Below are 23632 nucleotides of genomic sequence, written 5' to 3'. Positions count from 1 at the left end.
TTCAGGGTTGCCGAGGGGTCGTGCTCGAGGCTGCTAGTACCGCCGCTCACTCGTCGTCGCGGCTGGCGCGCGGGTCATGCGTATGCCCCTCGCGCAGCTCGAACCACATTGCATTGAGGATGGCGAAGGCGCACGCCAGGCCCAGACCGAGTATCCACGAGAAATACCACATGGTGGAGGCTCCTAATTCAGTATGAGTTGGGCGTGTCGCCCACCGATTCCTGGGTGACCTTGCCGCGCATGACGCGGTAGACCCAGGCGGTGTAGACGGTCACGATGGGCAGGAAGATCGCGACCGCGATCACCATGATCCACAGCGTCAGGTGGCTGGACGAGCCATCCCAGATGGTCAGGCCGGCCTGCGGCTTGGTCGACGAAGGCATGATGAACGGAAAGAGCGAAAAGCCCACCGTCAGGATCACCCCGGCGATCGACACCGACGACGCCAGGAACGCCAGCACATTGGCGCGCACGCTAAGCAGCAGCGCCACCAACACGGCGCCGCCCACGCCCAGCGCAGGCGCGATCCACATCAGCGGCCATTTCGCGTAGTTGGCCATCCAGGCGCCGTTCTGCACCGCCACGGTCTTGAGCATCGGATCCGACGGGCCGGCCATGTCCACCGCGCTGGTGATGACGTGGCCAGGCAAGCCGCCTGCCACCCAGAAGCCGCCCGCCGCGAACAGCGCCGCGGTCAGCAAGGCGCACAGCCTGCCCCAGTTGCGGGCCCGCGACGAGATCGGGTCTTCCGTGCGCCAGGCCAGCAGCACGGCGCCGTGCATGGCCAGCATCACCACGCTGAGCACGCCGGCCAACAGCGCGAACGGCATGAACAGCTGGTAGAAATGGCCTTCATAGATCGGACGCAAGGTCACCGGATCGAAGGTGAACGGCACGCCCAGGATGATGTTGCCCATGGCCACGCCGAACACCAGCGAGGCCACCACGCCCGAAAAACAGAGCACGCCGTCCCAGCGGTTGCGCCAGCTGGTGCCTTCCATCTTGCTGCGGTACTTGAAGCCGACCGGCCGCAGGATCAGCGCGATCAGCACCAGCATCATCGCCAGATAGAACCCGGAGAACGACGCGGCGTACAGCAAGGGCCAGGCCGCGAAGATGGCGCCGCCCGCGGTGATGAGCCAGACCTGGTTGCCTTCCCAGACAGGCCCCACCACGTTGATCACCACACGGCGCTCGGCGTCGGTCTTGGCGACCACCGGCAGCAGCGCGGCCACGCCCAGGTCGAAGCCGTCCATGACGGCGAAGCCGATGAGCAAGGCGCCCAGCAGCACCCACCAGACCACGCGCAGGGTGCCGTAGTCGAAAGGAATAAGAGTATCCATCGCTGTCTCTCCCTCAGGCCCGCACGGCGGCGTGCACAGGATCGGCGGCGGCAGCGCCGGGCGCCGGCCCATCGGATTTCGGTCCCTTCCTCACGGCGTGCAGCATCACCTTCACGCCGATGATCAGCAGCACCGTGTACAGCACCAGGAAGATCGTCAGGCTGATGGCCAGGTCGACGATGGTCAGGCCGGAAGCCGCGTAGTAGGTCGGCAGCACGCCTTCGATCACCCAGGGCTGGCGGCCGTATTCGGCCACGAACCAGCCGCTTTCGATCGCGACCCAGGGCAGCGGCAGGCTCCACAGCGCCACCTTGAGCAGGCCGCGCCGGCTGTCCAGCCGCCCGCGCGACGCCAGCCAGAAGGCCACGCCGAAGAACAGGATCAGGTACATGCCCACCGCCACCATGATGCGGAAGGCCCAGAACAGCGGCGCCACGTTGGGCACGGTGTCCACCGCGGCCTTCTTGATGTCGTCCTCGGTGACCTTGCTCATGTCGGGCTGATAACGCTTGACCAGCAGCGCGTAGCCCAGGTCGGGCCAGGTCTTGTCGAAGACCATGCGCGCATCCACGTCCTTGGGGTTGGCGCGGATCTTCTGCAAGGCTTCATACGCCACCATGCCGTCGCGGATGCGGTTTTCGGCGCGGCGGATCAGGTCGTCGATGCCCAGCAACGGCGTGGTGAGCGAGCGCGTGCCGATGATGCCCATGACGTAGGGAATCTCGATCGCGAAGTCGTTCTTGCGTTCCGCCTGGTTGGGAATGGCGATCAGGTTGAAGGACGCGGGGGCCGGCTCGGTGTGCCACATGGACTCGATGGCCGCGATCTTCATTTTCTGGTGTTCGGTGGTGAGGTAGCCGCTTTCATCGCCGAGCACCACGACCGACAGCGCCGACGCCAGGCCGAAGCTGGCGGCGACCGCCATCGAGCGCTTGGCCAGGTCGATGTGGCGGCCCTTCAGCAGGTACCAGGCGCTGATCGACATGACGAACATGGCGCCCGCGACGTAGCCCGCGCTGACCGTGTGCACGAACTTGGCCTGGGCCACCGGGTTGAAGATCACCGCCGCGAAGTCGGTCATCTCCATGCGCATGGTGTCGGGATTGAAGATCGAACCGACCGGATTCTGCATCCAGCCGTTGGCGATCAGGATCCACAGCGCCGAGAAGTTGGTGCCGAACGCTACCAGCCAAGTCACCACCAGGTGGCTGACCTTGGACATGCGGTTCCAGCCGAAGAAGAACAGGCCGACGAAGGTGGCTTCCAGGAAGAAGGCCATCAGTCCTTCGAGCGCCAGCGGCGCGCCGAAGATGTCGCCCACGTAATGGCTGTAGTAGGACCAGTTCATGCCGAACTGGAACTCCATCACGACGCCGGTGGCGACGCCCAATGCGAAGTTGATGCCGAAGAGCGTGCCCCAGAACATGGTCATCCGCTTCCAGATGGCGCGGCCGGTCATGACGTACACGCTTTCCATGATGGCCAGGATGAACGACAGGCCGAGCGTGAGGGGGACGAAGAGGAAGTGGTAGAGCGCGGTCGCGGCAAACTGGAATCGCGACAGATTTACGACGTCGAGATCAATCATTGGGTCGCTCCCAAGCAGTTGAGGTGCCGCGGCAACCGGCATGGTTCCCAGGCCGTCTCTCGCGCCATGTTACGAGCGTTGCATACAACTTCATAGAGGTTTCCTGAAAAATCGGGGCGGATCAAGGTCAGCCCTTGCCCCGCAATTTGCCGGCGAAACCCAGCACCTTCTGCACTTTCGAACCGAGCTTCATCAGGTTCTGCAGGGTTTCTGGCGGCAGTCGTTGAACCTCATCGAACCATCCGGTGGACAGTTCGATGAGCTCCAGCATTTCGTTCATGCGTTGTTGCGCGTAAGCCTCATCAGGACCCGAGGGCGGCTCCAGCAAGGTGTCCCGCAGCAGGGTGAGCGTGGGATCGATTTCGCGCTTGCGCTTTTCTTCCATCAGGATGCGGAAGATCTCCCAGACGTCCTTGGGAGTTTCGAAGTAGTCGCGGCGGTCGCCGACTTGATGCATGAGCTTGACCAGGCGCCAGGATTGCAGCTCCTTCAGCCCCAGGCTGACGTTGGAGCGCGAGAAGCCCAGCGTCTCGGCGATGTCGTCCGCGTTCAGCGGCTTGGGCGCCAGGAACAGCAGCGCGTAGATCTGGCCGACGGTGCGATTCACGCCCCAGCGGCTGCCCATTTCGCCGAAATGCAGGACGAAGCGTTCGTTTTGTGGGGACAGAGCCATGATTGGAGGCGACACCGGCAAGGTCATAACCGCGGCGCTGATCAAAAAATTCAGTTACACCGCTTTCAGAAATTTCTGAAATTATCGAACAAACCATGCGAAAGCGCAAACCACACAGGCAGCAGGGGTATGGCCGCAAGGCCTGGCGCCCCAGAAGAGACAAAGCTCCCGGACCGTCGCGGGCAAACGCAAGCGGCCGCCAACCCGGAGGCTGGCGGCCGCTTGCGTTTGCTAAGAGGAAGAAAGGTCAGCCGGCCTTGACCGACACCGCCGCCGACACCCGCTTGGCCTTGGCCCGGGCGGCCGCGACGTCCTCGGCCACCGCCAGGCCCACGCCCATGCGGCGCTTGACGAAGGACTCGGGTTTGCCGAAGAGGCGGATATCGGTGCCGGGCTCGGCCAGGGCCTCGGCCACGTTGTGGAACGAGACCGCAGCGGCCTCCACGCCGCCGTAGATGACGCTGCTGGCGCCCGGCTGGCGCAGGCTGGTGTCCACCGGCAGCCCGAGCAGCGCGCGGGCGTGCAGTTCGAATTCGTTCTGGACCTGGGTGATCATGGTAACCATGCCCGTATCGTGCGGGCGCGGGCTGACTTCCGAGAACCAGACCTGGTCGCCTGCCACGAACAGCTCCACGCCGAAGATGCCAAGGCCGCCCAGATTGGACGTGACGGCCAGCGCGATTTCCCGGGAGCGCTCCAGCGCGGCGGGCGACATCGGGTGCGGCTGCCAGCTTTCCACGTAGTCGCCGTCGACCTGCTTGTGGCCGATGGGCTCGCAGTAGCGGGTCTCGACCTGGCCGTCGGCGCCACGGGCGCGGACAGTCAGCAGGGTGATTTCGTAATCGAAGCGGATGAAGCCTTCGACGATCGCGCGGCCGCCGCCCACCCGGCCGCCCTCCTGGGCGTAGCGCCAGGCGGATTCGACGTCGTCGGCGCTCTTGATGACGGATTGGCCCTTGCCCGAGGAGGACATGACCGGCTTGATGACGCAGGGATAGCCGATGCCGCCATCGATGGCTTGGCGCAGTTCTTCTTCCGTGTCGACGAAGCGGTAGGGCGAGGTGGGCAGCCCCAGGGTCTCCGCCGCCAGGCGGCGGATGCCCTCGCGGTTCATGGTCAATTGGGCCGCGCGCGCGGTCGGGGTGACCCGGGCCACGCCCGCAGCTTCCAGTTCCACCAGCAAATTGGTGGCAATGGCTTCGATTTCGGGGACAATAACGTGGGGCCGTTCCTGTTCGATGACTTTGCGCAGCGCCTGCGGGTCCGTCATCGAGACCACATGCGCCCGGTGCGCCACCTGGTGGCCCGGGGCATCGGCATACCGATCCACGGCAATGACTTCCACGCCCAGCCGCTGCAGGGCAATGATGACCTCTTTGCCCAATTCGCCGGATCCGAGCAGCATGACTCGGGTGGCCAAGGGGGACAGGGGCGTGCCAAGGACGGGGCTGGAAATGCTGGACATGGAGCGGGCCTGGAAAGAAAGTTGGAAAGCCGTTGAAATGAGCCGCCAGCATGCCATACGCCCTTTCTGGGGGCAAACCCGCATACTGCTATTAAAATCCACGTATGACTGACCATCCCACAACATCGTCCGAGACCGCGCTGGCATCTGCGCGCAGAACGTTGCAGATTGAAAGCCAGGGCCTGCTGGACCTGTCGGCCCGGCTGGACGACAGCTTCACGCAGACCGTCGCGATGCTGCTGGCCTGCCGCGGCCGGGTGGTCGTCAGCGGCATCGGCAAGACCGGCCACGTCGCCCGCAAGATCGCCGCGACGCTGGCGTCCACCGGCACGCCGGCCTTTTTCGTGCACGCCGCCGAGGCCGTCCACGGCGATCTCGGCATGATCACCCAGGACGACGTCCTCATCGCCATTTCGTATTCGGGCTCCGGCCAGGAATTGCTGACCATCCTGCCCGTCGCCCGCCGCATGGGCGCCAAGCTGATCGCCATCACTGGCAATCCGCAGTCGGAACTCGCCAAGCTGGCGGATATCCACCTCGACGCCAGCGTGGCCCAGGAAGCCTGCCCGATGAACCTGGCACCCACGACCAGCACCACCGCGGCGCTGGCCCTGGGCGATGCGCTGGCCGTTGCCTGCTTGGAAGCCCGCGGCTTCGGCCCCCAGGATTTCGCGCGCTCGCACCCAGGCGGCGCGCTCGGCCGCCGCCTGCTGACCCACGTCCGCGACGTGATGCGCCAGGGCGACGCCCTGCCCATCGTCATGGCCGGCACGCCGGTGTCGCAGGCGCTGGAAGTCATGTCCGCCAAGGGCATGGGCATGACGGTCGTGACCGACCCGCAGCACCACCCCGTGGGCATCTTCACCGACGGCGACCTGCGCCGCCTGATCGCCCGGCACGGCGACATCCGCAGCCTGACGGTCGAGGCCGGCATGACGCGGTCGCCGCGCAGCATTTCCCCTGACGCGCTGGCCGTCGAAGCGGCTCAGCAAATGGACCAACAACGGCTCAACCAGATGCTGGTGCTGGATGGCGACGGCATCTTGCTCGGCGCCCTGCACATGCACGACCTGATGGCCGCCAAAGTGGTATGACTATGACTCTTTCCGTTCCCGTGACTCATCCGGCCGAAGCGCTGGTCCTGGCCCGCATCCCGGCGGGCGTGCGCGAACGCGCTGCCGCCGTGCGCCTGATGGTGTTCGACGTGGACGGCGTGCTGACCGACGGCAGCCTCTACTACGGCGAAAACGGCGAACTGCAGAAGCGCTTCAACGCGCTGGACGGCCATGGGCTGCGCCTGCTGATGGAAGGCGGCCTCAAGGTCGCCCTGATGACCGGCCGCTCGGGCCCGATCGTGGCGCGCCGCGCCGCCGAGCTGGGCATCGCCGAGGTCATGCAGGGCGTCCGCGACAAGGGCGCCGCCCTGGCAGAACTTGCGCAGCGCTCCAATGTCCAACTGAACCAGACCGGCTACATGGGCGATGACGTCATCGACCTGCCGGCCCTGCAACGCGCCGGCTTCGCCGCCAGCGTGCCGAACGCGCCGGGCTACGTCAGCCAGGCCGCGCACTGGGTGGCGACGCACACCGGCGGCAACGGCGCGGTGCGCGAATGTTGCGACCTGCTGCTGGCGTCCCAGGGACGCCTCGGCGCCTTCCTAGCGGCGCCGGGCCTGCTCGGCCCGGGCGCAATCCAATGACCGCCGCGACAACCCATACGCCCTTGCGGCTGACCCGATGAAAGAACGTTTTCCCACCCTGATCGCGCTGTTCCTGCTGCTGGTGCTGGTCGCCAGCTCGTGGTGGGCGGCCGATTACGCGCAACGGGCCATCCAGACGGACCCGCCACGCCGTGTCACCCACGAAATGGACGCCTGGTCGCGCGACTTCGTCATGCTGCGCACCGACGCCAGCGGCAAGCCCATCAACCGGCTGGAAGGCGTATACGCGGAACATTTCCCGGACGACGACTCGTACCACGTGACCACGCCGCGCGCGGTGGGCCAGCGCGAGGACAACCCCATCACCGTGGCCGTGTCCAAGACGGCCGTGATGGAACAAGGCGGCAAGCGCATCGTCATGAACGGCGACGCCCACGTGCGCCGCCAGCCGGACGCCAATAACGACTTGCTGGACGTGCGCAGCCAGCAGTTGATCATCCTGCCCGACGACGACGTGGTCTACACCGACCTGCCGGCGGAAGTCATCAAGGGCCGTTCGCGCATGAACGGCACGGGCATGCATTACAACAACAAGACGCGCCAACTGCAGGTTTCGGCATCGACCGATGTGGAAATTGCCGGTTCCGAAGGCAAGCAGCAACGCCGGACCGAAATTCCCGCCAACAACACTGACCAGAAAAAACCATGACCGACCTTCGGATTCTCCTTGCCCCGACGACTCGCTTGCTCGGCGCCATCCTGCTGACGGCTTCGGCGCTGGCGCCGGCCCATGCCGCCGACCCGGCGCCCAAGGCGGCCACGCCGGCCGAGGAGCCCAGCACGCTGATCCTGTCGGACACCCTGCACTACGACGACGTGAAGAAGAAAAGCGTCTTCACGGGCAACGTCAACATGACGCGCGGCCTCATGACCCTGACGTCCGACGTGCTGGAAATGAATGAAGACGCACAAGGCAATCAGTTCGGCACGGCCACCGCCAACAAGGGCAAGATCGTGACCATCCGCCAGGAACGCCCGGAAACCTTCGAGCTCATCGAAGGCACGGGCCTGCGCGCCGAATACGACGGCTCCAAGAGCACGTTCGACCTTATCGGCCAGGCCGTCGTGATCCGCTACGTCTGTGGAAAACCGTTCGACACCATTCGCGGCGAACGGGTACGCTACAACGAGAAGACCGGCACCTACGAAGCCCATGGCGGCCCCAATTCCGCAGCGGCAGGCGGCCGGGTCCGCTCCGTGGCTGAACCGCGCGCCAAGTCGGATGCAGCCATCGCCGAATGCCGCAAGCAGCAGGCCGCCAAGAAGGGGCGTTGAACGCCTCCCATGCAACACCACTCGCAGCCACGATGAACCAACCTTCAGTGCCGACTCCGGTAACCTCCGCCCCCTCGGGCGTCAAGCAGGGCAGCCTGCGCGCAACCGGCTTGCGCAAGACCTATAACGGCCGGACCGTGGTGCAGGACGTGTCCCTGTCCGTGGTCAGCGGCGAAGTCGTGGGCCTGCTCGGCCCCAACGGCGCCGGCAAGACCACCAGCTTCTACATGATCGTGGGCCTGGTGCCGGCGGATGCGGGCCGCATCGAGATCGACGGTTCCGTCATCACCTCGATGCCGATCCACAAGCGCGCGCACATGGGCCTGTCATACCTGCCCCAGGACGCCTCGGTGTTCCGCCGCCTGACGGTGGAACAGAACATCCGCGCCGTGCTCGAACTGCAATTGGGGCCGGATGGACGACCGCTGTCCACGCCCAAGATCAACGAGCAGATGGAAGCCCTGCTGGAAGAACTGCAGATCGGCCATATCCGCAGCAATGCGGCCATCTCCCTTTCCGGCGGCGAACGCCGCCGCGTCGAAATCGCGCGCGCGCTGGCCACCAGCCCGCGCTTCATCCTGCTGGACGAACCCTTCGCCGGCGTGGACCCCATCGCGGTCATCGAGATCCAGCGCATCGTGCGTTTCCTGAAGGGCCGCGGCATCGGCGTGCTGATCACCGACCACAACGTGCGCGAAACCCTGGGCATCTGCGACCGCGCCTACATCATCAGCGAAGGCAAGGTGCTGACCGACGGCCACCCCGACGAAATCGTGGGCGATCCGGCCGTGCGCCGCGTCTATCTGGGCGAACACTTTCGCATGTAGGACGGCCCTGGGGAAGACCCCTAGGCGCCGTGGCGCAAGCCATCCACGCGCCCCGGGGGTCAGCCATAAAAATGCCATGTTCTTGCGCTAGGTCAGCTTGTTTTATCGGCCCGAGTCTATACACTAGTACTAAACGAACCCGCTCAATCAAGGAGAACGCCTAACGAATCAGCCGCGCTACACGCGCACCCTTTTTTCCTCTTTTAGAAGGAGAGCACACTATGAACCTGAGCATCTGCGGTCGTCACCTCGACGTCACCCCGGCCATCCGGGAATATGTCATGAACAAACTGGCGCGAGTGCTGCGGCATTTCGATCACGTCATCGATACCCAGGTCATGCTCTCGGTAGAGCCCCTGCGGCATAGAGCCGAAATCACCATGCGTCTTAGCGGTAAGGACATTCATTGTGAAGCAACCGATGAAAACCTCTATGCAGCCATAGACCTTCTTGCTGACAAAGTCGACCGTCAGGTCATCAAGCACAAGGACAAGGTACGAAGTCACACAGCGGAGTCCGTGAAGCGGCAAGCGGCGAATCTCACGCCAACCCAGCAGTAACGCGCTTCATGACCACTCGCACTGCGAGACTAGCTAAACAGCGATTCTAGAAATCCTGCCTGAGTCCCGGTGTCCCGCTAGACGCAACGTCCAGTTGGGGCATCGGCAAACTGCCTCCTGTAGCCCCCCTCCCTTCTTTGTCCCCCATTCCCGGCCTTGCCGGCGATCCTGTTTTCCCCAGATTTCCGACGTTTCCCCTGAGCTCAGTCCGTCGCCCGGCGCAAGAATGCCCACAATCCCCCGCTATCGGTCTATGCTGTCGCTCTTGCCGCCCCATGATGCGACCGTGCCGAGGCACGCATCCCAGAGGCCGATTATTGCAGTGCGTCATATAACCATATAATGATCCGATGAATCATTTGTCGCGCATCCTACCCGCCGGCAACGTCGTGCTCGATATGCTCGCAACGAGCAAGAAACGTGCGTTCGAACAGGCCGGCCTTCTATTCGAAAACAACCATGGTCTGGCGCGCGCGCTCGTCTTCGACAGCCTGTTCGCGCGGGAACGCCTGGGCTCGACCGCGCTCGGACAAGGCGTGGCCGTTCCGCACGGCCGCGTGAAGGGTCTGGAGCAAGCGCTGGCCGCGTTCATCCGCCTGGCCCAGCCCATCACCTTCGATGCGCCGGACGGACAGCCGGTGTCCATGCTGTTGTGCCTGCTGGTGCCGGAGACGGCCACGCAGCAGCACCTGGACATCCTGGCCGAACTCGCGCAGCTCATGTCGAACAAGGCATTGCGCGAAGCCCTGGCCACGGAGCCTGATCCGGCCGTCGTCCACAAGATGCTCACGACCGGCCAACTCTGAATACCTCGCGGAAACGCTGCCATGCTCACGGTGCAGGAACTCGTCGACGACAACGCCGACAAAATCCCCTTTAACTGGATTTCCGGCCAGGGCGCCGCGGACCGCGCGATTCCCGACGACGGCATGTCGGCCGCGGACCTCGTCGGCCACTTGAACCTGATCCACCCGTCCCGCATCCAGGTGTTCGGACAGGAAGAGCTGGCGTACTACACCCGCTTCGACCTGCGCCGCCGCATGCACCACATGGACGAGCTGCTGATCGGCGGCGTGCCGGCCATCCTGCTGGCCGACGGCCTGACTCCGCCGCAAGACCTCATCGACCAATGCGACCAGCATCAGGTGCCGCTGCTGTCCACGCCGGTCGCGGCCGCGCAGCTGATCGACCTGCTGCGCATCTACCTGGGCAAGAAGCTGGCGCCCACCACCACCGTGCACGGCGTGTTCCTGGACGTGCTGGGACTGGGCGTGTTGATCACCGGCGAATCCGGCCTGGGCAAGAGCGAGCTGGCGCTGGAACTGATCTCGCGCGGCCACGGCCTGGTGGCCGACGACGCCGTGGAGTTCTCGCGCACGGCGCCCAACATGATCGAAGGCCACTGTCCGCAGCTGCTGCAAAACCTGCTGGAAGTGCGCGGCCTGGGCTTGCTCGATATCCGCACCATCTTCGGCGAGACCTCCGTGCGCCGCAAGATGCGCCTCAAGCTCATCGTGCACCTGGTGCGCGCCACCGCGCAGGACAAGTTCGAGCGCCTGCCGCTGCAGGACATCACGCAGGACATGCTGGGCCTGCCGGTGCGCAAGGTCATGCTGCAAGTGGCCGCGGGCCGCAATCTGGCAGTGCTGGTGGAAGCCGCGGTGCGCAACACGATACTGAAGCTGCGCGGCATCGACACGCTGGGCGAATTCATGGAACGCCAGGCCATGGCGATCCTGCAAAGCAGCAAGTAGACGCGCCTCGCCGGCGGCACCTTGAGCCTGTACGAAAACCTGGCCGCCGAGATCGCCAAGTCGATCCGCGATGGCGTGCTGCGCGCCGGCGACAAACTGCCCTCGGTGCGGGAAGCCTGCGCGGCGCGCGGCCTCAGCCCGTCGACCGTATTCCAGGCCTATTACCTGCTGGAAGCGCGCGGCCTGATCCGGGCCCAGCCGCGCTCTGGCTATTACGTCAGCGCGCCCGCCGCCTCCCTGCCGCCGGAACCCGGCGCCTCCCACCCCGACGGCGAATCGACGGAGCTCGCGATCAGCGAGCGCATCTTCGACATCCTCGGTTCGGTGCGCAACCGCGACGTGACGCCGCTGGGCTCCGCCTTCCCTTCCCCGCTGCTGTTTCCGCTGCCTCGCCTGGCCCAGGCGATGGCCGCGCACCTCAAGCGCCAGGATCCGCTGGACACGGTGGAAGACCTGGCGCCGGGCAATCCCGGCCTGCGCCGCCAGATCGCGCTGCGCTACCTGATCGGCGGCATCAATGTGCCGGCCAGCGATATCGTCGTCACCAATGGCGCGCTGGAAGCGCTGAACCTGTGCCTGCAGGCGGTCACGCAACCGGGCGACACAGTCATCGTCGAAGCCCCCACGTTCTATGGCGCCCTGCAGGCGCTCGAACGCCAGGGCCTGAAGGCGCTGGAAGTGCCCACCCATCCGCGCACCGGCATCGACCTGGACGCAATGGAGGCCGCCATCCGGCGCCATGCGCCCAAGGCCTGCTGGCTGATGACGCAATTCCAGAACCCGTTGGGCAGCCTGATGCCGGACGAAAAGAAGCGGCAATTGGTGCAGCTGCTTGCGCGCCACGGCATTCCCCTGATCGAGGACGACGTCTACGGCGAGCTGTACTTCGGACCGGCGCGGCCGGTGCCCGCCAAGGCTTATGACACCCAGGGACTGGTGCTGCATTGCTCGTCGTTTTCGAAATGCCTGGCGCCGGGCTACCGCATCGGCTGGGCCTCTGCCGGCCGCTATACGCAGCAGGTGCAGCGCCTGAAGCTGTCGTCGACGCTGTCGGCGTCCGGCCCCGCCCAGGGCGCCATTGCCGAATACCTGGAACAAGGCGGCTATGACCGCCATCTGCGCCGTCTGCGCGAGACGCTGCAGACTCAACAGCAACGCATGGCGGAAGCCATCGCCCAGGAATTCCCCGCCGGCACGCGCGTGACGCGGCCGCAAGGCGGATTCTTCCTGTGGCTGGAACTGCCCGCCGCCGTGGATGCGCTGACGCTGCACAGGCAGGCGCTGGCGCGCGGCATCAGCGTGGCGCCGGGACCGATCTTTTCGGCCAGCGGCCAGTTCGGCAGCGCGCTGCGCCTGAACTATGGTCATCCCTGGAACGCCGCCACGCAAGCCGCCATCCGCGTGTTGGGCGAACTGGCGCGCGAGGCCTGCGCCCAGCCCGTGAAAGCGCGCCCGGACCCATCACGCTAAGGCACGGGCCTTAGTTCAGCGTCGACGCCGCGCGCGCCCGCTTGACCTCCAGCGCCGTCACGCCGCCGGCTTCGTTGCCCCAGCTATTGCGGATGTAGGACACCAGCATGGCGATGTCATTGTCATTGAGCAATTGCCCAAACGGCGGCATGCCATGCGGCCGCGGATTCGCCGCCGTGGCCGGCGCGTAGCCGCCGTCCAGCACCATGCGGATGGCGTTGACTGGCGATGGCGCCGTCACGGTCGGATTGCCCGCCAGCGCCGGCCATGCCGTGCCGCTGCCTTCGCCCGCGGCCTGGTGGCATTGAACGCATTGCTGCTTGTAGATCTTGCCGCCCAGCTCCATGGCCGCCGGCGCGACGGCCGCGCGCGTGCGCTCGGTCGAAGCCGGCGTGGCGGGCAGGGACTTGAGGTAGACGCCTATGGCCAGCGCGTCCGCATCGGTCAGGTGCTGCGTGCTGCCCAGCACCACTTCCGCCATCGGTCCGCTAGCGCTGGAATGCTTGGCGATGCCGGTCTTGAGCAAGGCGGCGATGTCCTCGGCCGACCAGCGCCCCATGCCGGTCTCCATGTCGTTGGTAAGCGGCGGCGCATACCAGTCCAGCACCGGAATCACACCGCCCGCCAAGGCGTCGGCCGAACGCAGCGCCCCCAGGCTGTTGCGCGGCGTATGGCATGCGGCGCAATGCCCCAGGCCTTCGACCAGATAGCGGCCGCGGTTCCATTGCACCGATTGCCCCGCGTCGGCCTCCTGCACGCCTGGCTTGAAATACAGGGCGCGCCAGGCGGCCAGCAGGGCGCGCTGGTCGTAGGGGAAGTCGAGTTCGGGCGGCCGGTTGGGTTGGCTCACGGGCGCGACGCTGCGCAGATAGGCGTACAGCGCATCGGAATCGGCGCGGGTGACGCGCGTGTACTCCGTGTAGGGAAAGGCGGGATACAGCAGCGTGCCGTCGCGCGACTTGCCGTTGTGCAGCGCCTGCCAGAAGTCGTCGGCCGTCCAGGCGCCGATGCCGGTCTGCTCGTCGGGGGTGATGTTCGGACCGTACACGGTGCCGAAGGGCGTGGGGATGGGCGTGCCGCCCGCCAGCGCCTTGCCGCCCCGGCTGGTGTGGCAGGCCATGCAATTGCCCGCCAGGGCTAGATAGCGCCCGCGTTCGACCAGCGTGGCGGTATCGGCCGCGGCTGCGGCAGGACCCGTGCTGACATCGTCGCGCGTGCCCAACCAATAGAGACTGCCCACGGCTGCAACCACGACCAGCAGCAGGACCCACAGAACTTTCTTCACGATCGACATCCGGCCTCTCCCTTACCGTTGCGCCTGGCTGCCGCATTCCGCGGGCAGGCGTATCGAACCCGCGGCTTCTGGCGCATAGGGTTCGACGACGGGTTGCGACGACAGCCATGCGGCCAGCGCGCCGATGTCGTGGGGAGTGAGCTTGTTGGAGATGTCGGCCATGCAGTCCGGCTCCGCCGCGCGGCGCAGGCCGTTCTTCCAGCTGCCGATCTGCGCGCCGATGTAGTCGCGCGGCAGCCCCAGCAGGCCGGGGATGGCGGGCAGCACGCCGCCCAGGGCGGCGCCATGACAGGCGGCACAGGCGGGCAGGCCGCGCGCAGGGTCGCCGTTCAAGGCCAGCGTGCGCCCGGCTTCCAGCGTCGCGGCGGAGACATCGGCGCGCGTCGGCGCCGGATACGGCACGTGCTGCGCGGAGAAGTACGCCGCGATCTCGCGCAGATAGTCGTCGGGCAGTCCGGTCAGCAGATGCGTCATGGGCCGGTACTGCCGCCGGTCGTCGCGGAAATTCAGCAGCTGGTGATAGAGGTATTCCTGCGGCTTGCCGGCCAGGCGCGGATAGTAGCCATCGGCGCCGGCCCGGCCCTGTTCGCCATGACAGGCCGTACAGGCCGCGACGCGGGCCGCCATGGTGTCGGGCCGCAGGCTTTCCTGGGACGCCTGCTGGGCTTGCGCGGGCGCGGCCATGAAGGCGGCAGCAGCGGCCCCTAGTAGGGAAATTGCCCAAAAACGCGGCAGTGAAACACTACGAAAGGAAATGAAGGCTAACATCTAGGTCGAATTCCATTCCCCCGAAACGCATGACGGCGGGGCGCGTATGTGAATCTGTCGAGTATCCGGCCCTCAGCTTACGTCATGGGAACCGAACCGGTACAGGCGCAGATTGGCAGTTTACGGCCATATCAGATGTCATCCCGCCGGCATCGTCCTGGAAAAGCGTGCCACAATCATGTCCATGTTGAAAGTCGTCCTCGTCACCGGCATCTCAGGCTCAGGCAAGTCCGTCGCCCTGCGCATGCTTGAGGACGCCAGCTATACCTGCGTCGACAACCTCCCCGTGCGGTTCCTGACCGAGTTCATCGCCAATGCCCGCGACGACGGCATGGAACGCGTGGCGGTCGCCATCGACGTCCGCTCCCCCGGCGAACTGGCCGAACTGCCCGACGTGGTCACCGCGCTGCGCGCCATGGGCACCAGCCTGCGCGTGGTCTTCCTGGACGCCAGCACCGCGACGCTGGTGCAGCGCTACTCCGAATCGCGCCGCCGCCACCCCCTGACCGACCGCCTGCAGCGCGGCGGCAAGACTCCGACGCTGGGCGAATGCATCGCACTGGAGCGCGAGCTGCTGGCGCCGCTGCGCGAACAGGAACACGTCATCGACACCTCGGACCTGACGCCCGGGCAGTTGCGCGTCTGGATCCGCGACCTGATCAAGGCCGACCGCGCGCCGTTGGTGCTGACCTTCGAGTCCTTCGCCTACAAGCGCGGCGTGCCGCGAGACGCCGACCTGGTGTTCGACGTGCGCTGCCTGCCCAACCCCTACTACGACCGCAACCTGCGGCCGCTGACCGGGCGCGACGAACCCGTGGCCGCCTGGCTGTCCGGCTTCGATCTGGTGAAGCAGATGATCGACGACATCGCCGGCTTCCTGAACCGCTGGCTGCCGCAATACACGCAAGACACCCGCAATTACCTGACGGTCGCCATCGGCTGCACCGGCGGCCAGCACCGTTCGGTGTATGTGGTCGAACAGCTGGCGCTGCGCTTTGCCGACCATGACCCGCTGCTGGTGCGCCATCGCACCCAACTGCCCGACGAATCCGCATGACCCTGTCCCGCCCGATCCGCCTGTTCATGATGCTGCTGCTGGCCATTGCCGTGGCGGGATGCTCCTCCACCGGCGGACGCAAAAAGGGCGGCGGCTACTACAAGGACGACGGGCCGGACGCGAATCCGCCTTCGAACCTGGACCAGGTGCCCGACGCGGTGCCGCGCGTGGAACCCTACGCCAGCGGCGCAAACCGCCCGTACGTGGTGTTCGGACAGCGCTATGTGCCCGACACCAGCGGCCAGCCCTATAAAAAACGCGGCACCGCCTCCTGGTACGGCAAGAAGTTCCACGGCAATTCCACGTCCATCGGCGAGTCCTACGACATGTACGCCATGACGGCCGCCCACACCACGCTGCCGCTGCCCAGCTACGCCCGCGTCACCAGCCTGGTCAACGGCAAGACGATCGTGGTGCGCGTGAACGACCGCGGGCCGTTCCATAGCGACCGCATCATGGACCTGTCCTATGTCGCGGCCTACAAGCTGGGCCTCATCGGGCCCGGCAGCGGCCAGGTGATCGTGGAAGCGATTCCGCAAGACGAGATCCGGCGGCTGGCCTCGCAAGGCGCGCCCGCCGCTGCCACGCCCGAACCCGCCTCGGCCATAGGCTCCTCGCCCGTGGCAGCGCCCATCGCCGCGGTGCCCGTGGCGCTTGCGGCCGAACCCCTGTCGGCTGGGCCCGCCCCCGGCTCGGCGCCCGTCCGCCAACCGGCCGCGGGCGGCATCGGCAACGTCTATCTGCAGGTGGGCGCGTTCAGCCAGCCGGCCAACGCGCAATCGCTGGTCAGCCGCATCAACACGCAGCTGGGCGCCGAAGGCGCGCCGCCCGCGTCGGTGGAACAGTCGAACAACCTGTACCGGGTCAAGATCGGCCCCTACCCCGACCGCCAGAGCGCCTTGAACGCCGTGCCGCTGGTGTCGGACCGCATCGGCATCCTGCCCAGCATCGCTTCGCAATAATCCGGCCCGCTACGGAGCCGGCCCCTGGCGGCTTACCAGGGCAGCTCGGCCTGCCCGTCGCACACGCGGCGCGCGCGTGCGCTGCGGCTGCGGTAAAGATTGCCTTCGTGCGCCAGCAAAGCCTGCTTGCGCGGCAGGCCGCCGCCGAAGCCGGTGAGCGATGTGTCCGCGCCGATCACGCGGTGGCAGGGGATGATGATGCTGATCGGATTGCGCCCGACCGCGCCGCCGACCGCCTGGGCGCCCTTGGGCCGCCCCACCGTTCGCGCCAGGTCGCCGTAGCTCGCCAGCACGCCGAAATCCAGGTCGCACAAGGCATGCCAGACCTCGTGCTGGAACGTGGTGCCCACGGGGTCCAGCGGCACCTCGAATACGCGGCGCTGGCCGGCGAACCATTCATCCAGTTCGCGGCGCGCCTGCTCCAGGATGGGATCCGAATCCGCAAGGGTCCAGCCTTCGGCCGACGGCAGCAGATCCTGATCGGTGAACCACGCGCCGCGCAGGCCCTTGGGGCTGGCAACCAGGCGCATGTCGCCCAACGACGTGGGCATGTCGCGGTAGACCAGGCGTTCGTCCGGATCCGCGGGCTTGTTCGACACGATGGTGGAATACGTCATGGCTTACTCCACCGATTTCTTGCGGGCCAGGGCCCGGTTGTACAGCACGTCACGCGGCAGGCCCGAGACCTTGGCGGCCACGCGCGCGGCATCGCGCACGGACAGCGACTCCAGCAAGGCGTCCAGCAGCGCGTCGGTGCGCGGGTCGGCTTCCTCGTCCGATTCCTGTTCCACCGGCGCATGCGCGATCAGCACGAACTCGCCCTGTTCGCGGTGGGCATCGGCGGCCAGCCAGGCCGCGCCCTCGCCCATCGGGAACGTGGCGATCTCTTCGAAGCGCTTGGTCAGTTCACGCGCCACGGTCAGCAGGCGGTCCGGACCGCACACTTCCAGCAGGTCGGCCAAGGTGGCCGCCAACCGGTGGGGCGACTCGAACATCACCACGGGCGCGGGCAAGGCGCACCAGGTGCGCAGCCAGCGCTGGCGGGCCACGGCCTTGGGCGGCGGAAAGCCGGCGAAGGCATAGCCCGGGTTTTCATCGGTAGTGACCCCACTGCCCATCAGCGCCGCGATCACGGCGCTGGGACCGGGCACCGGCACCACGCCGAATCCGGCCTCGCGCACGGCGCGCACGATGCGCGCGCCGGGATCGCTGACGGCGGGCGCGCCGGCGTCGGACACCAGCGCCACGCGCTGACCCTGCGCCAGGCGTTCGCAGATGGCCTGGGCCGCGGCGGCCTCGTTGTGGCGGTGGGCAGCCATCAGCGGCGTACCGACGCCCCAGGCGTCCATCAGCGCGCGGCTGGCCCGCGTGTCTTCCGCGGCGATCACGTCGGCGCGTTGCAGGGCGTGCCAGGCACGCAGCCCCAGGTCGCCCAGGTTGCCGATCGGCGTGGCCACGACGTACAGCGTCGCGGCAGGCCAATGCTGCCCCGCCACGCGTTCGGCAACGCGGGACCAGGCATCTCCGGCAGACGGGGGTGAGACATTTTGATTCATTGCAGCCTACAGACACGGGAAACCATGTCAGTGTAGCCGCCTATGCCCGCCGCTTCCTGGAGCCTTGATGACGGATGACACTTTGCGCCTGGCCTGCGAACTCGCCCTGGCCGCGCGCCGCCGCGCCGCCAAACGGCGGCGCCGTTCCGTCCGCGCAGCCGCCGCGGACCGTACCGCGCCGGAGCGTCCGCCGCCGCGGCGTTCGCCCGCCCAGCGCCAGGGCGATCGCCACGAGGACGCCGCCCTGAACCTGCTGCAGGCGCGCGGCCTCGTGCTGCTGGCGCGCAATCTGCACACCCGCGCCGGCGAGATCGACCTCGCCATGCGCGACGGCGACACCCTGGTGTTCGTCGAGGTCCGCGCCCGCGCCGCGACCCGCTATGGCGGCGCCGCCGCCAGCATCGGCCCCGAGAAGCAGGCCCGGCTGGCCCGCGCCGCGGCCTTGTGGCTGCCCGAGCTGGCTCGGCGCCATTGGCAAGGCAGGCTGCCGGCGGCCCGCTACGACGCGGTCGTCTTCGAGGCTGGACGCGTCCAGTGGCTGCGCGGCGCCTTCTGGCAGGCCTGAGGCCCCAGGACCCCGGTAACGACATGCCGCATAGTCGTTACGCCTGGACAGAACCGGGTGACGGCCCCGTGAGATAATCGCGGCCATGGATATGACCTCTCGTATGACGTCGCACTTTCGCGACGCCATGGCGGCCTGCGAACAAAGCATGAACGTCCTGGCCGAACCGTTGGCGGTGGCGGTGGACGTGCTGTTCGGCGCCCTGGCAAACAACGGCAAGATTCTGGCTTGCGGCAATGGCGGCTCGGCCGCCGACGCGCAGCATTTCATCGCCGAACTGGTGGGCCGCTTCGAACGCGAACGCCTGCCCCTGGCCGGCATCGCCCTCAATACCGATACCTCGATACTCACCGCGGTGGGCAACGACTACGGTTTCGACGAAATCTACGAGCGCCAGGTCAACGCCTTCGGTCAAGCTGGTGACGTGCTTGTGGCGATTTCCACCAGCGGCAATTCCCCCAACGTGGTGCGCGCCATGGAAGCCGCCAGCGCCCGCGAAATGCACGTGCTTGCCCTGACCGGCAAGGGCGGCGGCGTCATGGGGGAACTCATTACGCCGATGGACGTCCATCTATGTGTTCCCAGCGATCGCACGATGCGCATCCAGGAAGTCCATATTCTGCTGCTGCACGCGCTGTGCGACGGCATAGACGCTCTTCTGCTTGGAGACACCGAATGATTTCTGACGTCCGTACCGCTGTCCGCCCGTTGATGCTCGCCGCGGCGCTGTCCACCGCCGCGCTCTCGCTGTCGGCCTGCGCGCCGCTGATCGTGGGCGGGGCGGCCGCCACCACCGCGGTCGTCGTGACGGACCGCCGCACCTCCGGCATCCAGCTCGAAGACCAGAACATGGCGTTCAAGGCGCAGAGCCAGATCTCGCAGAAGCTGGGCGAAACCGCCCGCGTCAACGCCATGGCCTACGGCGGCCATCTGCTGCTGACCGGCGACGTACCCACCGAGGAAGCCAAGAACCAGGCCACCGCCATCGCCCAGGGCGTGGAAAACGTCAAGCAGGTCATCAACCAGCTGACCGTCGGCCCGATCGCCTCGTTCAGCGTGCGCTCCAACGACACCTGGCTGACCTCCAAGGTCAAGACCGCCCTGCTCAACACCAAGTACGTGCCCTCGGGCACCATCGCGGTCACGACCGACCATAGCGTCGTCTACCTGATGGGCAAGGTGACCCAGGCCGAAGGCGAATACGCCGCCAATGCCACCGCGGACGTCGGCGGCGTGGCCAAGGTGGTTAAACTGTTCGAGACGATCAGCCGCGACGAAGCGATCCGGCTGTCGAACAGCGGCACCAAGTCCAACCCTTCCTCGGAGGCCAAAGCGCCCATCGAAAGCGGAACCGGCGCAGCCAGCGACAACGCGGCCGGCACCAGCAACGGCGTAGAGGCCATGCCCATCAAATGAAGAAAGCCATTCTCGCTCTGGCCGTCCTGGTGGCGGTCGGCATCGGCGCCTGGTTCGTCATGCGCCCCGCCCAGACCGCGCCCGACGTGACCTTCACCACGCTGGAAGGCAAGTCCTTCTCGATGCAGGACCTGCGCGGCAAGGTCGTGCTGGTCAAGTTCTGGGCAACCAGCTGCGTGACCTGTGTGAAGCAGATGCCCGAGACCATCTCGGCCTACAACGAGTACGCCGCCAAGGGCTACGAGGCGGTCGCGGTCGCCATGAACTACGACCCGCCCAACTTCGTGCTGAACTTCGCCGAAACGCGCAAGCTGCCGTTCCCGGTGGCCCTGGACACCAAGGGCGACATCGCCCGCGCCTTCGGCGACATCCGCCTGACGCCCACGGCCTTCCTGATCGACAAGCAGGGCCGCATCATCAAGCGCTACCTGGGCGAATACGACGTGGCGGAATTCCACGCCACCGTGGAAAAGGCCCTGGCGGCAGGCTGAGCCCCGCCCGCGCCCTCCACAACGGACCGCCCCGCCAGGGCGGTCTTTTTTTTTGCCTGTCCGCGCCGGCGCGCCAAAGAAAAACCGCCCTTGCAGGCGGTTTCCAGATCAGGCCGCGGCGGGCCGGAATCAGAACGCCGGAACCACGGCGCCCTTGTACTTTTCCAGGATGAACTTCTTCACTTCAGGCGTATGCAGGGCCTGGACCAGTTTCTTGATGCCGGGCGCGTCCTTGTTGTCCTCGCGGGTCACCAGGATGTTGGCGTAAGGCGAATCGGCGCCTTCGATGAACAGGGCGTCCTTGGTCGGGACCAGGCCGGCTTCCAGCGCGTAGTTGGTGTTGATCAGCGCCAGGTCCACGTCGTCGAGCGACCGCGGCAGCATCGCGGCTTCCAGTTCGCGGAACTTCAGCTTCTTGGGGTTCTCGACCACGTCCGCGGCCGTGGCCAGGATGTTGGACGGGTCCTTCAGCTTGATCACGCCCTGCTTCTGCAGCAGGACCAGGGCGCGGCCGCCGTTGGAGGGATCGTTCGGGATCGCCACCGTCGCGCCGTCCTTGAGTTCGGACAGGCTCTTGATCTTCTTGGAATAGCCGCCGAAGGGTTCGACGTGCACCAGGGCCACCGGCACCAGCGTGGCCTGCGGTCCTTGTTGAAGGAATCCAGGTAGGGCTTGTGCTGGAAGAAATTCGCGTCCAGCTGCTTGTCGGCGAGCTGCAGGTTGGGCTGCACGTAGTCGCTGAAGACCTTGATGTCGAGTTCCACGCCTTCCTTGGCCAGTTGCGGCTTCACCACTTCCAGGATCTCGGCATGGGGAACCTGGGTCGCGCCCACCACCACTTTTTCGGCATGGGCGGCGTTCGCCGCCACCAGGAACACCGACGCCGCCAGGGCGGACCGGACAAAGTTCAAACGCATGTGTTGCCTCTTTTATGGGTAAAAAAATTAGGGGCTGATGCCCTGCCGGTGCGGACCAGCCCCCTTTTGCGGGGCTCGCCGTTGTGAAAACGCCCCCAATTTACCTGAATGCCGGTTATTTGTCGGGCATATGAACATGGGTTTAAAGCATAAGAAACCTGTGGGTACTACAATCCGTCGTATGCTTGCGCTACCGCGTTCCGAACGCGTTTTTGTGCAGGCATTTTTTCTAACCACACATACGTATATTTGCCGACTTAGCTGCCATGACCGACACCCCCGACCCTGCTGCCGTCTCGTCTCCTGCTGTCAAAGCTGCTGTGCTGTCTGAAGCACTGCCGTATATCCGACGATTTCACGGCAAGACCATCGTGGTCAAGTACGGCGGCAACGCCATGACGGAAGAGCGTCTGCAGCGCAGCTTCGCGCACGATGTCGTGCTGCTGAAGCTGGTGGGTCTGAACCCGGTGGTGGTCCACGGCGGCGGTCCGCAGATCGACGACGCGCTTCGCCGCATCGGCAAGCAGGGCACCTTCATCCAGGGCATGCGCGTCACCGACGCCGAGACCATGGAAGTGGTCGAATGGGTACTGGGCGGCCAGGTCCAGCAGGACATCGTCATGATGATCAACGAGGTCGGCGGCAAGGCCGTGGGCCTGACCGGCAAGGACGGCGGCCTGATCCAGGCCCAGAAGAAGCTGATGGCCAACAAGGACAATCCGTCCGAGCCCATCGACATCGGCTTCGTCGGCGACATCACCATGGTCGAACCGGCCGTGGTGAAGGCGCTGCAGGACGACCAGTTCATCCCCGTGATCTCGCCCATCGGCTATGGCGAGGACGGCACGGCCTACAACATCAACGCCGACGTGGTCGCCGGCAAGATGGCGGAAGTGCTGGGCGCCGAAAAACTGCTGATGCTGACCAACACCCCGGGCGTGCTGGACAAGGCCGGCAAGCTGCTGCGCAGCCTGTCGGCGCAGACCATCGACGAACTGTTCGCCGACGGCACGATCTCCGGCGGCATGCTGCCCAAGATCTCGTCCGCGCTGGACGCCGCCAAGAACGGCGTGAACTCGGTGCACATCGTGGACGGCCGCGTGCCGCACTGCCTGCTGCTGGAAATCCTGACCGACCAGGGCGTGGGCACGATGATCAGCTCGCACTGATGCGGGCACAGCGTTACCTGCTGCGGCCGGCGGTGCGTGTGCGCCGCTCGCGCCGCGCAGCCACGGGCGTTTCCGAACGCCTGTGGCTGTTCGATCTGGACAACACGCTCCACGACACCTCGCACGCCATCTTCCCCAAGATCGACCACGGCATGACCATGGCCGTGGCCGAGGCGTTGAATGTCGACGTCGACACCGCCAACCGCATGCGCTCGCTGTACTGGAAGCGCTATGGCGCCACCATGATAGGCATGGTCCGGCATCACGGCGTGGATCCGCATGAATTCCTGCACCGCAGCCACGATTTCGACGTTGGCCCCCTGGTGCGCTCGGAAAAGGCGCTGGCCTACAAGCTGAGCCGGCTGCCGGGACGCAAGGTGCTGCTGACCAACGCGCCGATGCACTACGCCCGCGCCGTGCTGGCGCGCCTGGGCATCCTGCGCCAGTTCGACAGCCTGTGGGCCATCGAGCACATGCGGCTGCACGGCGAATTCCGGCCCAAGCCCTCTCCCGCGCTGCTGCGCCACGTGCTGGCGCGCGAAGGCGTGCAGGCGCGCAATGCCGTGCTGGTCGAGGACACCCTGGCCAATCTGCGCGGCGCGCGCCGCGCGGGCCTGCGCACCGTGCACGTGTATCACCCCGGCACGCCGTTCGCCCGCGGCCGTTCGCAGCGGCCGGCCTATGTCGACTTGCGGGTAAACTCCGTCAGTGATTTGCTGTTACGCCGACGCCCCCTGCGGGGATAGCGGCGCGCTCCTCCCC

Annotated in this window: 26 protein-coding genes and 1 pseudogene; 17 read left to right on the top strand and 10 right to left on the bottom strand. The window is 66.3% G+C overall.

What is annotated here, in order from left to right:
- Nucleotides 1–46 precede the first annotated feature (46 nt).
- From cydX to purT, 5 genes are all read right to left on the bottom strand, one after another.
- Complete coding sequence (gene cydX / locus HWY37_RS00565) at nucleotides 47–172, bottom strand: cytochrome bd-I oxidase subunit CydX (protein ID WP_043546919.1); 126 nt, start codon at nucleotides 170–172, stop codon at nucleotides 47–49.
- Between the two features lie 16 nt (nucleotides 173–188).
- Nucleotides 189–1343, bottom strand: a complete 1155-nt coding sequence (gene cydB, locus HWY37_RS00560) for a cytochrome d ubiquinol oxidase subunit II (protein WP_175209925.1) — start codon at nucleotides 1341–1343, stop codon at nucleotides 189–191.
- 13 nt (nucleotides 1344–1356) lie between these two features.
- Nucleotides 1357–2931 (bottom strand): cytochrome ubiquinol oxidase subunit I, encoded by a 1575-nt coding sequence (locus tag HWY37_RS00555; RefSeq protein ID WP_175209927.1) that lies wholly within the window; start codon nucleotides 2929–2931, stop codon nucleotides 1357–1359.
- Between the two features lie 127 nt (nucleotides 2932–3058).
- The gene (locus HWY37_RS00550) at nucleotides 3059–3604 is read right to left on the bottom strand and encodes a GbsR/MarR family transcriptional regulator (RefSeq protein WP_175209929.1); all 546 of its coding nucleotides are present in this window, start codon (nucleotides 3602–3604) and stop codon (nucleotides 3059–3061) included.
- 247 nt (nucleotides 3605–3851) lie between these two features.
- Nucleotides 3852–5069 (bottom strand): formate-dependent phosphoribosylglycinamide formyltransferase, encoded by a 1218-nt coding sequence (gene purT, locus HWY37_RS00545; RefSeq protein ID WP_175209931.1) that lies wholly within the window; start codon nucleotides 5067–5069, stop codon nucleotides 3852–3854.
- A gap of 104 nt (nucleotides 5070–5173) precedes the next feature.
- Between purT and HWY37_RS00540 the strand changes: the two genes are divergently transcribed.
- The 9 genes from HWY37_RS00540 to HWY37_RS00500 all read left to right on the top strand — a co-directional run bounded on the left by HWY37_RS00540 (nucleotide 5174) and on the right by HWY37_RS00500 (nucleotide 12675).
- Nucleotides 5174–6163, top strand: a complete 990-nt coding sequence (locus HWY37_RS00540; RefSeq protein WP_176087599.1) for a KpsF/GutQ family sugar-phosphate isomerase — start codon at nucleotides 5174–5176, stop codon at nucleotides 6161–6163.
- On the top strand, nucleotides 6160–6768 hold the full coding sequence (locus tag HWY37_RS00535) for a KdsC family phosphatase (RefSeq protein WP_175209935.1): 609 nt from the start codon (nucleotides 6160–6162) through the stop codon (nucleotides 6766–6768). The genes HWY37_RS00540 and HWY37_RS00535 overlap by 4 nt, the downstream gene beginning before the upstream one ends.
- 37 nt (nucleotides 6769–6805) lie before the next feature.
- The gene (gene lptC / locus HWY37_RS00530; protein WP_175209937.1) at nucleotides 6806–7438 is read left to right on the top strand and encodes an LPS export ABC transporter periplasmic protein LptC; all 633 of its coding nucleotides are present in this window, start codon (nucleotides 6806–6808) and stop codon (nucleotides 7436–7438) included.
- Complete coding sequence (gene lptA / locus HWY37_RS00525; RefSeq protein ID WP_059378291.1) at nucleotides 7435–8064, top strand: lipopolysaccharide transport periplasmic protein LptA; 630 nt, start codon at nucleotides 7435–7437, stop codon at nucleotides 8062–8064. Before lptC ends, lptA begins: the two co-directional genes overlap by 4 nt.
- 32 nt (nucleotides 8065–8096) lie before the next feature.
- On the top strand, nucleotides 8097–8891 hold the full coding sequence (gene lptB, locus HWY37_RS00520) for an LPS export ABC transporter ATP-binding protein (RefSeq protein ID WP_175209939.1): 795 nt from the start codon (nucleotides 8097–8099) through the stop codon (nucleotides 8889–8891).
- Between the two features lie 221 nt (nucleotides 8892–9112).
- Nucleotides 9113–9451 carry a ribosome hibernation-promoting factor, HPF/YfiA family gene (gene hpf, locus HWY37_RS00515; RefSeq protein WP_175209940.1) on the top strand — a complete coding sequence of 113 codons (339 nt, stop codon included), beginning with the start codon at nucleotides 9113–9115 and terminating at the stop codon, nucleotides 9449–9451.
- A gap of 350 nt (nucleotides 9452–9801) precedes the next feature.
- A complete protein-coding gene (locus HWY37_RS00510; protein WP_006389881.1) occupies nucleotides 9802–10257 on the top strand; it encodes a PTS sugar transporter subunit IIA in 456 nt (151 codons plus the stop codon).
- Between the two features lie 21 nt (nucleotides 10258–10278).
- On the top strand, nucleotides 10279–11205 hold the full coding sequence (gene hprK, locus HWY37_RS00505; protein WP_013396727.1) for an HPr(Ser) kinase/phosphatase: 927 nt from the start codon (nucleotides 10279–10281) through the stop codon (nucleotides 11203–11205).
- 21 nt (nucleotides 11206–11226) lie between these two features.
- A complete protein-coding gene (locus tag HWY37_RS00500) occupies nucleotides 11227–12675 on the top strand; it encodes an aminotransferase-like domain-containing protein (RefSeq protein ID WP_176087598.1) in 1449 nt (482 codons plus the stop codon).
- 10 nt (nucleotides 12676–12685) lie between these two features.
- Here HWY37_RS00500 and HWY37_RS00495 read toward each other — a convergent pair whose 3' ends face one another.
- Together HWY37_RS00495 and HWY37_RS00490 are read right to left on the bottom strand one after the other, a co-directional pair.
- Nucleotides 12686–13969, bottom strand: coding sequence for a c-type cytochrome (locus HWY37_RS00495; protein WP_176087597.1), 1284 nt, complete (start codon nucleotides 13967–13969; stop codon nucleotides 12686–12688).
- Between the two features lie 12 nt (nucleotides 13970–13981).
- Nucleotides 13982–14737 carry a c-type cytochrome gene (locus tag HWY37_RS00490; protein ID WP_175209946.1) on the bottom strand — a complete coding sequence of 252 codons (756 nt, stop codon included), beginning with the start codon at nucleotides 14735–14737 and terminating at the stop codon, nucleotides 13982–13984.
- Between the two features lie 184 nt (nucleotides 14738–14921).
- On the opposite strand from HWY37_RS00490, the gene rapZ reads away from it, so the two are divergent.
- Complete coding sequence (rapZ, locus tag HWY37_RS00485; protein ID WP_175209956.1) at nucleotides 14922–15794, top strand: RNase adapter RapZ; 873 nt, start codon at nucleotides 14922–14924, stop codon at nucleotides 15792–15794.
- Nucleotides 15791–16756 (top strand): septal ring lytic transglycosylase RlpA family protein, encoded by a 966-nt coding sequence (locus tag HWY37_RS00480; RefSeq protein WP_176087596.1) that lies wholly within the window; start codon nucleotides 15791–15793, stop codon nucleotides 16754–16756. Before rapZ ends, HWY37_RS00480 begins: the two co-directional genes overlap by 4 nt.
- A gap of 32 nt (nucleotides 16757–16788) precedes the next feature.
- Here the strand turns inward: HWY37_RS00480 and HWY37_RS00475 are convergent, their stop codons facing one another.
- Entirely contained in the window at nucleotides 16789–17373 is a 585-nt protein-coding gene (locus tag HWY37_RS00475) for a methylated-DNA--[protein]-cysteine S-methyltransferase (RefSeq protein ID WP_176087595.1), read from the bottom strand.
- 3 nt (nucleotides 17374–17376) lie between these two features.
- On the bottom strand, nucleotides 17377–18312 hold the full coding sequence (rsmI, locus tag HWY37_RS00470) for a 16S rRNA (cytidine(1402)-2'-O)-methyltransferase (RefSeq protein ID WP_176087594.1): 936 nt from the start codon (nucleotides 18310–18312) through the stop codon (nucleotides 17377–17379).
- A 67-nt stretch (nucleotides 18313–18379) separates the two neighbouring features.
- Between rsmI and HWY37_RS00465 the strand changes: the two genes are divergently transcribed.
- The 4 genes from HWY37_RS00465 to HWY37_RS00450 all read left to right on the top strand — a co-directional run bounded on the left by HWY37_RS00465 (nucleotide 18380) and on the right by HWY37_RS00450 (nucleotide 20784).
- A complete protein-coding gene (locus HWY37_RS00465; RefSeq protein WP_176087593.1) occupies nucleotides 18380–18877 on the top strand; it encodes a YraN family protein in 498 nt (165 codons plus the stop codon).
- Between the two features lie 85 nt (nucleotides 18878–18962).
- Nucleotides 18963–19556 carry a phosphoheptose isomerase gene (locus HWY37_RS00460; RefSeq protein WP_013396736.1) on the top strand — a complete coding sequence of 198 codons (594 nt, stop codon included), beginning with the start codon at nucleotides 18963–18965 and terminating at the stop codon, nucleotides 19554–19556.
- A complete protein-coding gene (locus tag HWY37_RS00455; RefSeq protein WP_176087592.1) occupies nucleotides 19553–20293 on the top strand; it encodes a BON domain-containing protein in 741 nt (246 codons plus the stop codon). Before HWY37_RS00460 ends, HWY37_RS00455 begins: the two co-directional genes overlap by 4 nt.
- Nucleotides 20290–20784, top strand: a complete 495-nt coding sequence (locus tag HWY37_RS00450; protein ID WP_175210389.1) for a peroxiredoxin family protein — start codon at nucleotides 20290–20292, stop codon at nucleotides 20782–20784. Before HWY37_RS00455 ends, HWY37_RS00450 begins: the two co-directional genes overlap by 4 nt.
- 129 nt (nucleotides 20785–20913) lie before the next feature.
- On the opposite strand, the pseudogene HWY37_RS00445 reads toward HWY37_RS00450, so the two are convergent.
- Nucleotides 20914–21701: pseudogene (locus HWY37_RS00445) on the bottom strand (MetQ/NlpA family ABC transporter substrate-binding protein).
- A gap of 266 nt (nucleotides 21702–21967) precedes the next feature.
- Between HWY37_RS00445 and argB the strand changes: the two are divergent.
- Complete coding sequence (gene argB, locus HWY37_RS00440) at nucleotides 21968–22870, top strand: acetylglutamate kinase (RefSeq protein ID WP_175210386.1); 903 nt, start codon at nucleotides 21968–21970, stop codon at nucleotides 22868–22870.
- A complete protein-coding gene (locus HWY37_RS00435; protein ID WP_176087591.1) occupies nucleotides 22870–23616 on the top strand; it encodes a pyrimidine 5'-nucleotidase in 747 nt (248 codons plus the stop codon). The genes argB and HWY37_RS00435 overlap by 1 nt, the downstream gene beginning before the upstream one ends.
- Nucleotides 23617–23632: the final 16 nt, after the last annotated feature.

The organism is Achromobacter anxifer (genome assembly GCF_903652925.1).
Classification (GTDB): Bacteria; Pseudomonadota; Gammaproteobacteria; order Burkholderiales; family Burkholderiaceae_B; genus Achromobacter; species Achromobacter anxifer.
This window is presented reverse-complemented; position numbering and strand designations above follow the sequence as displayed.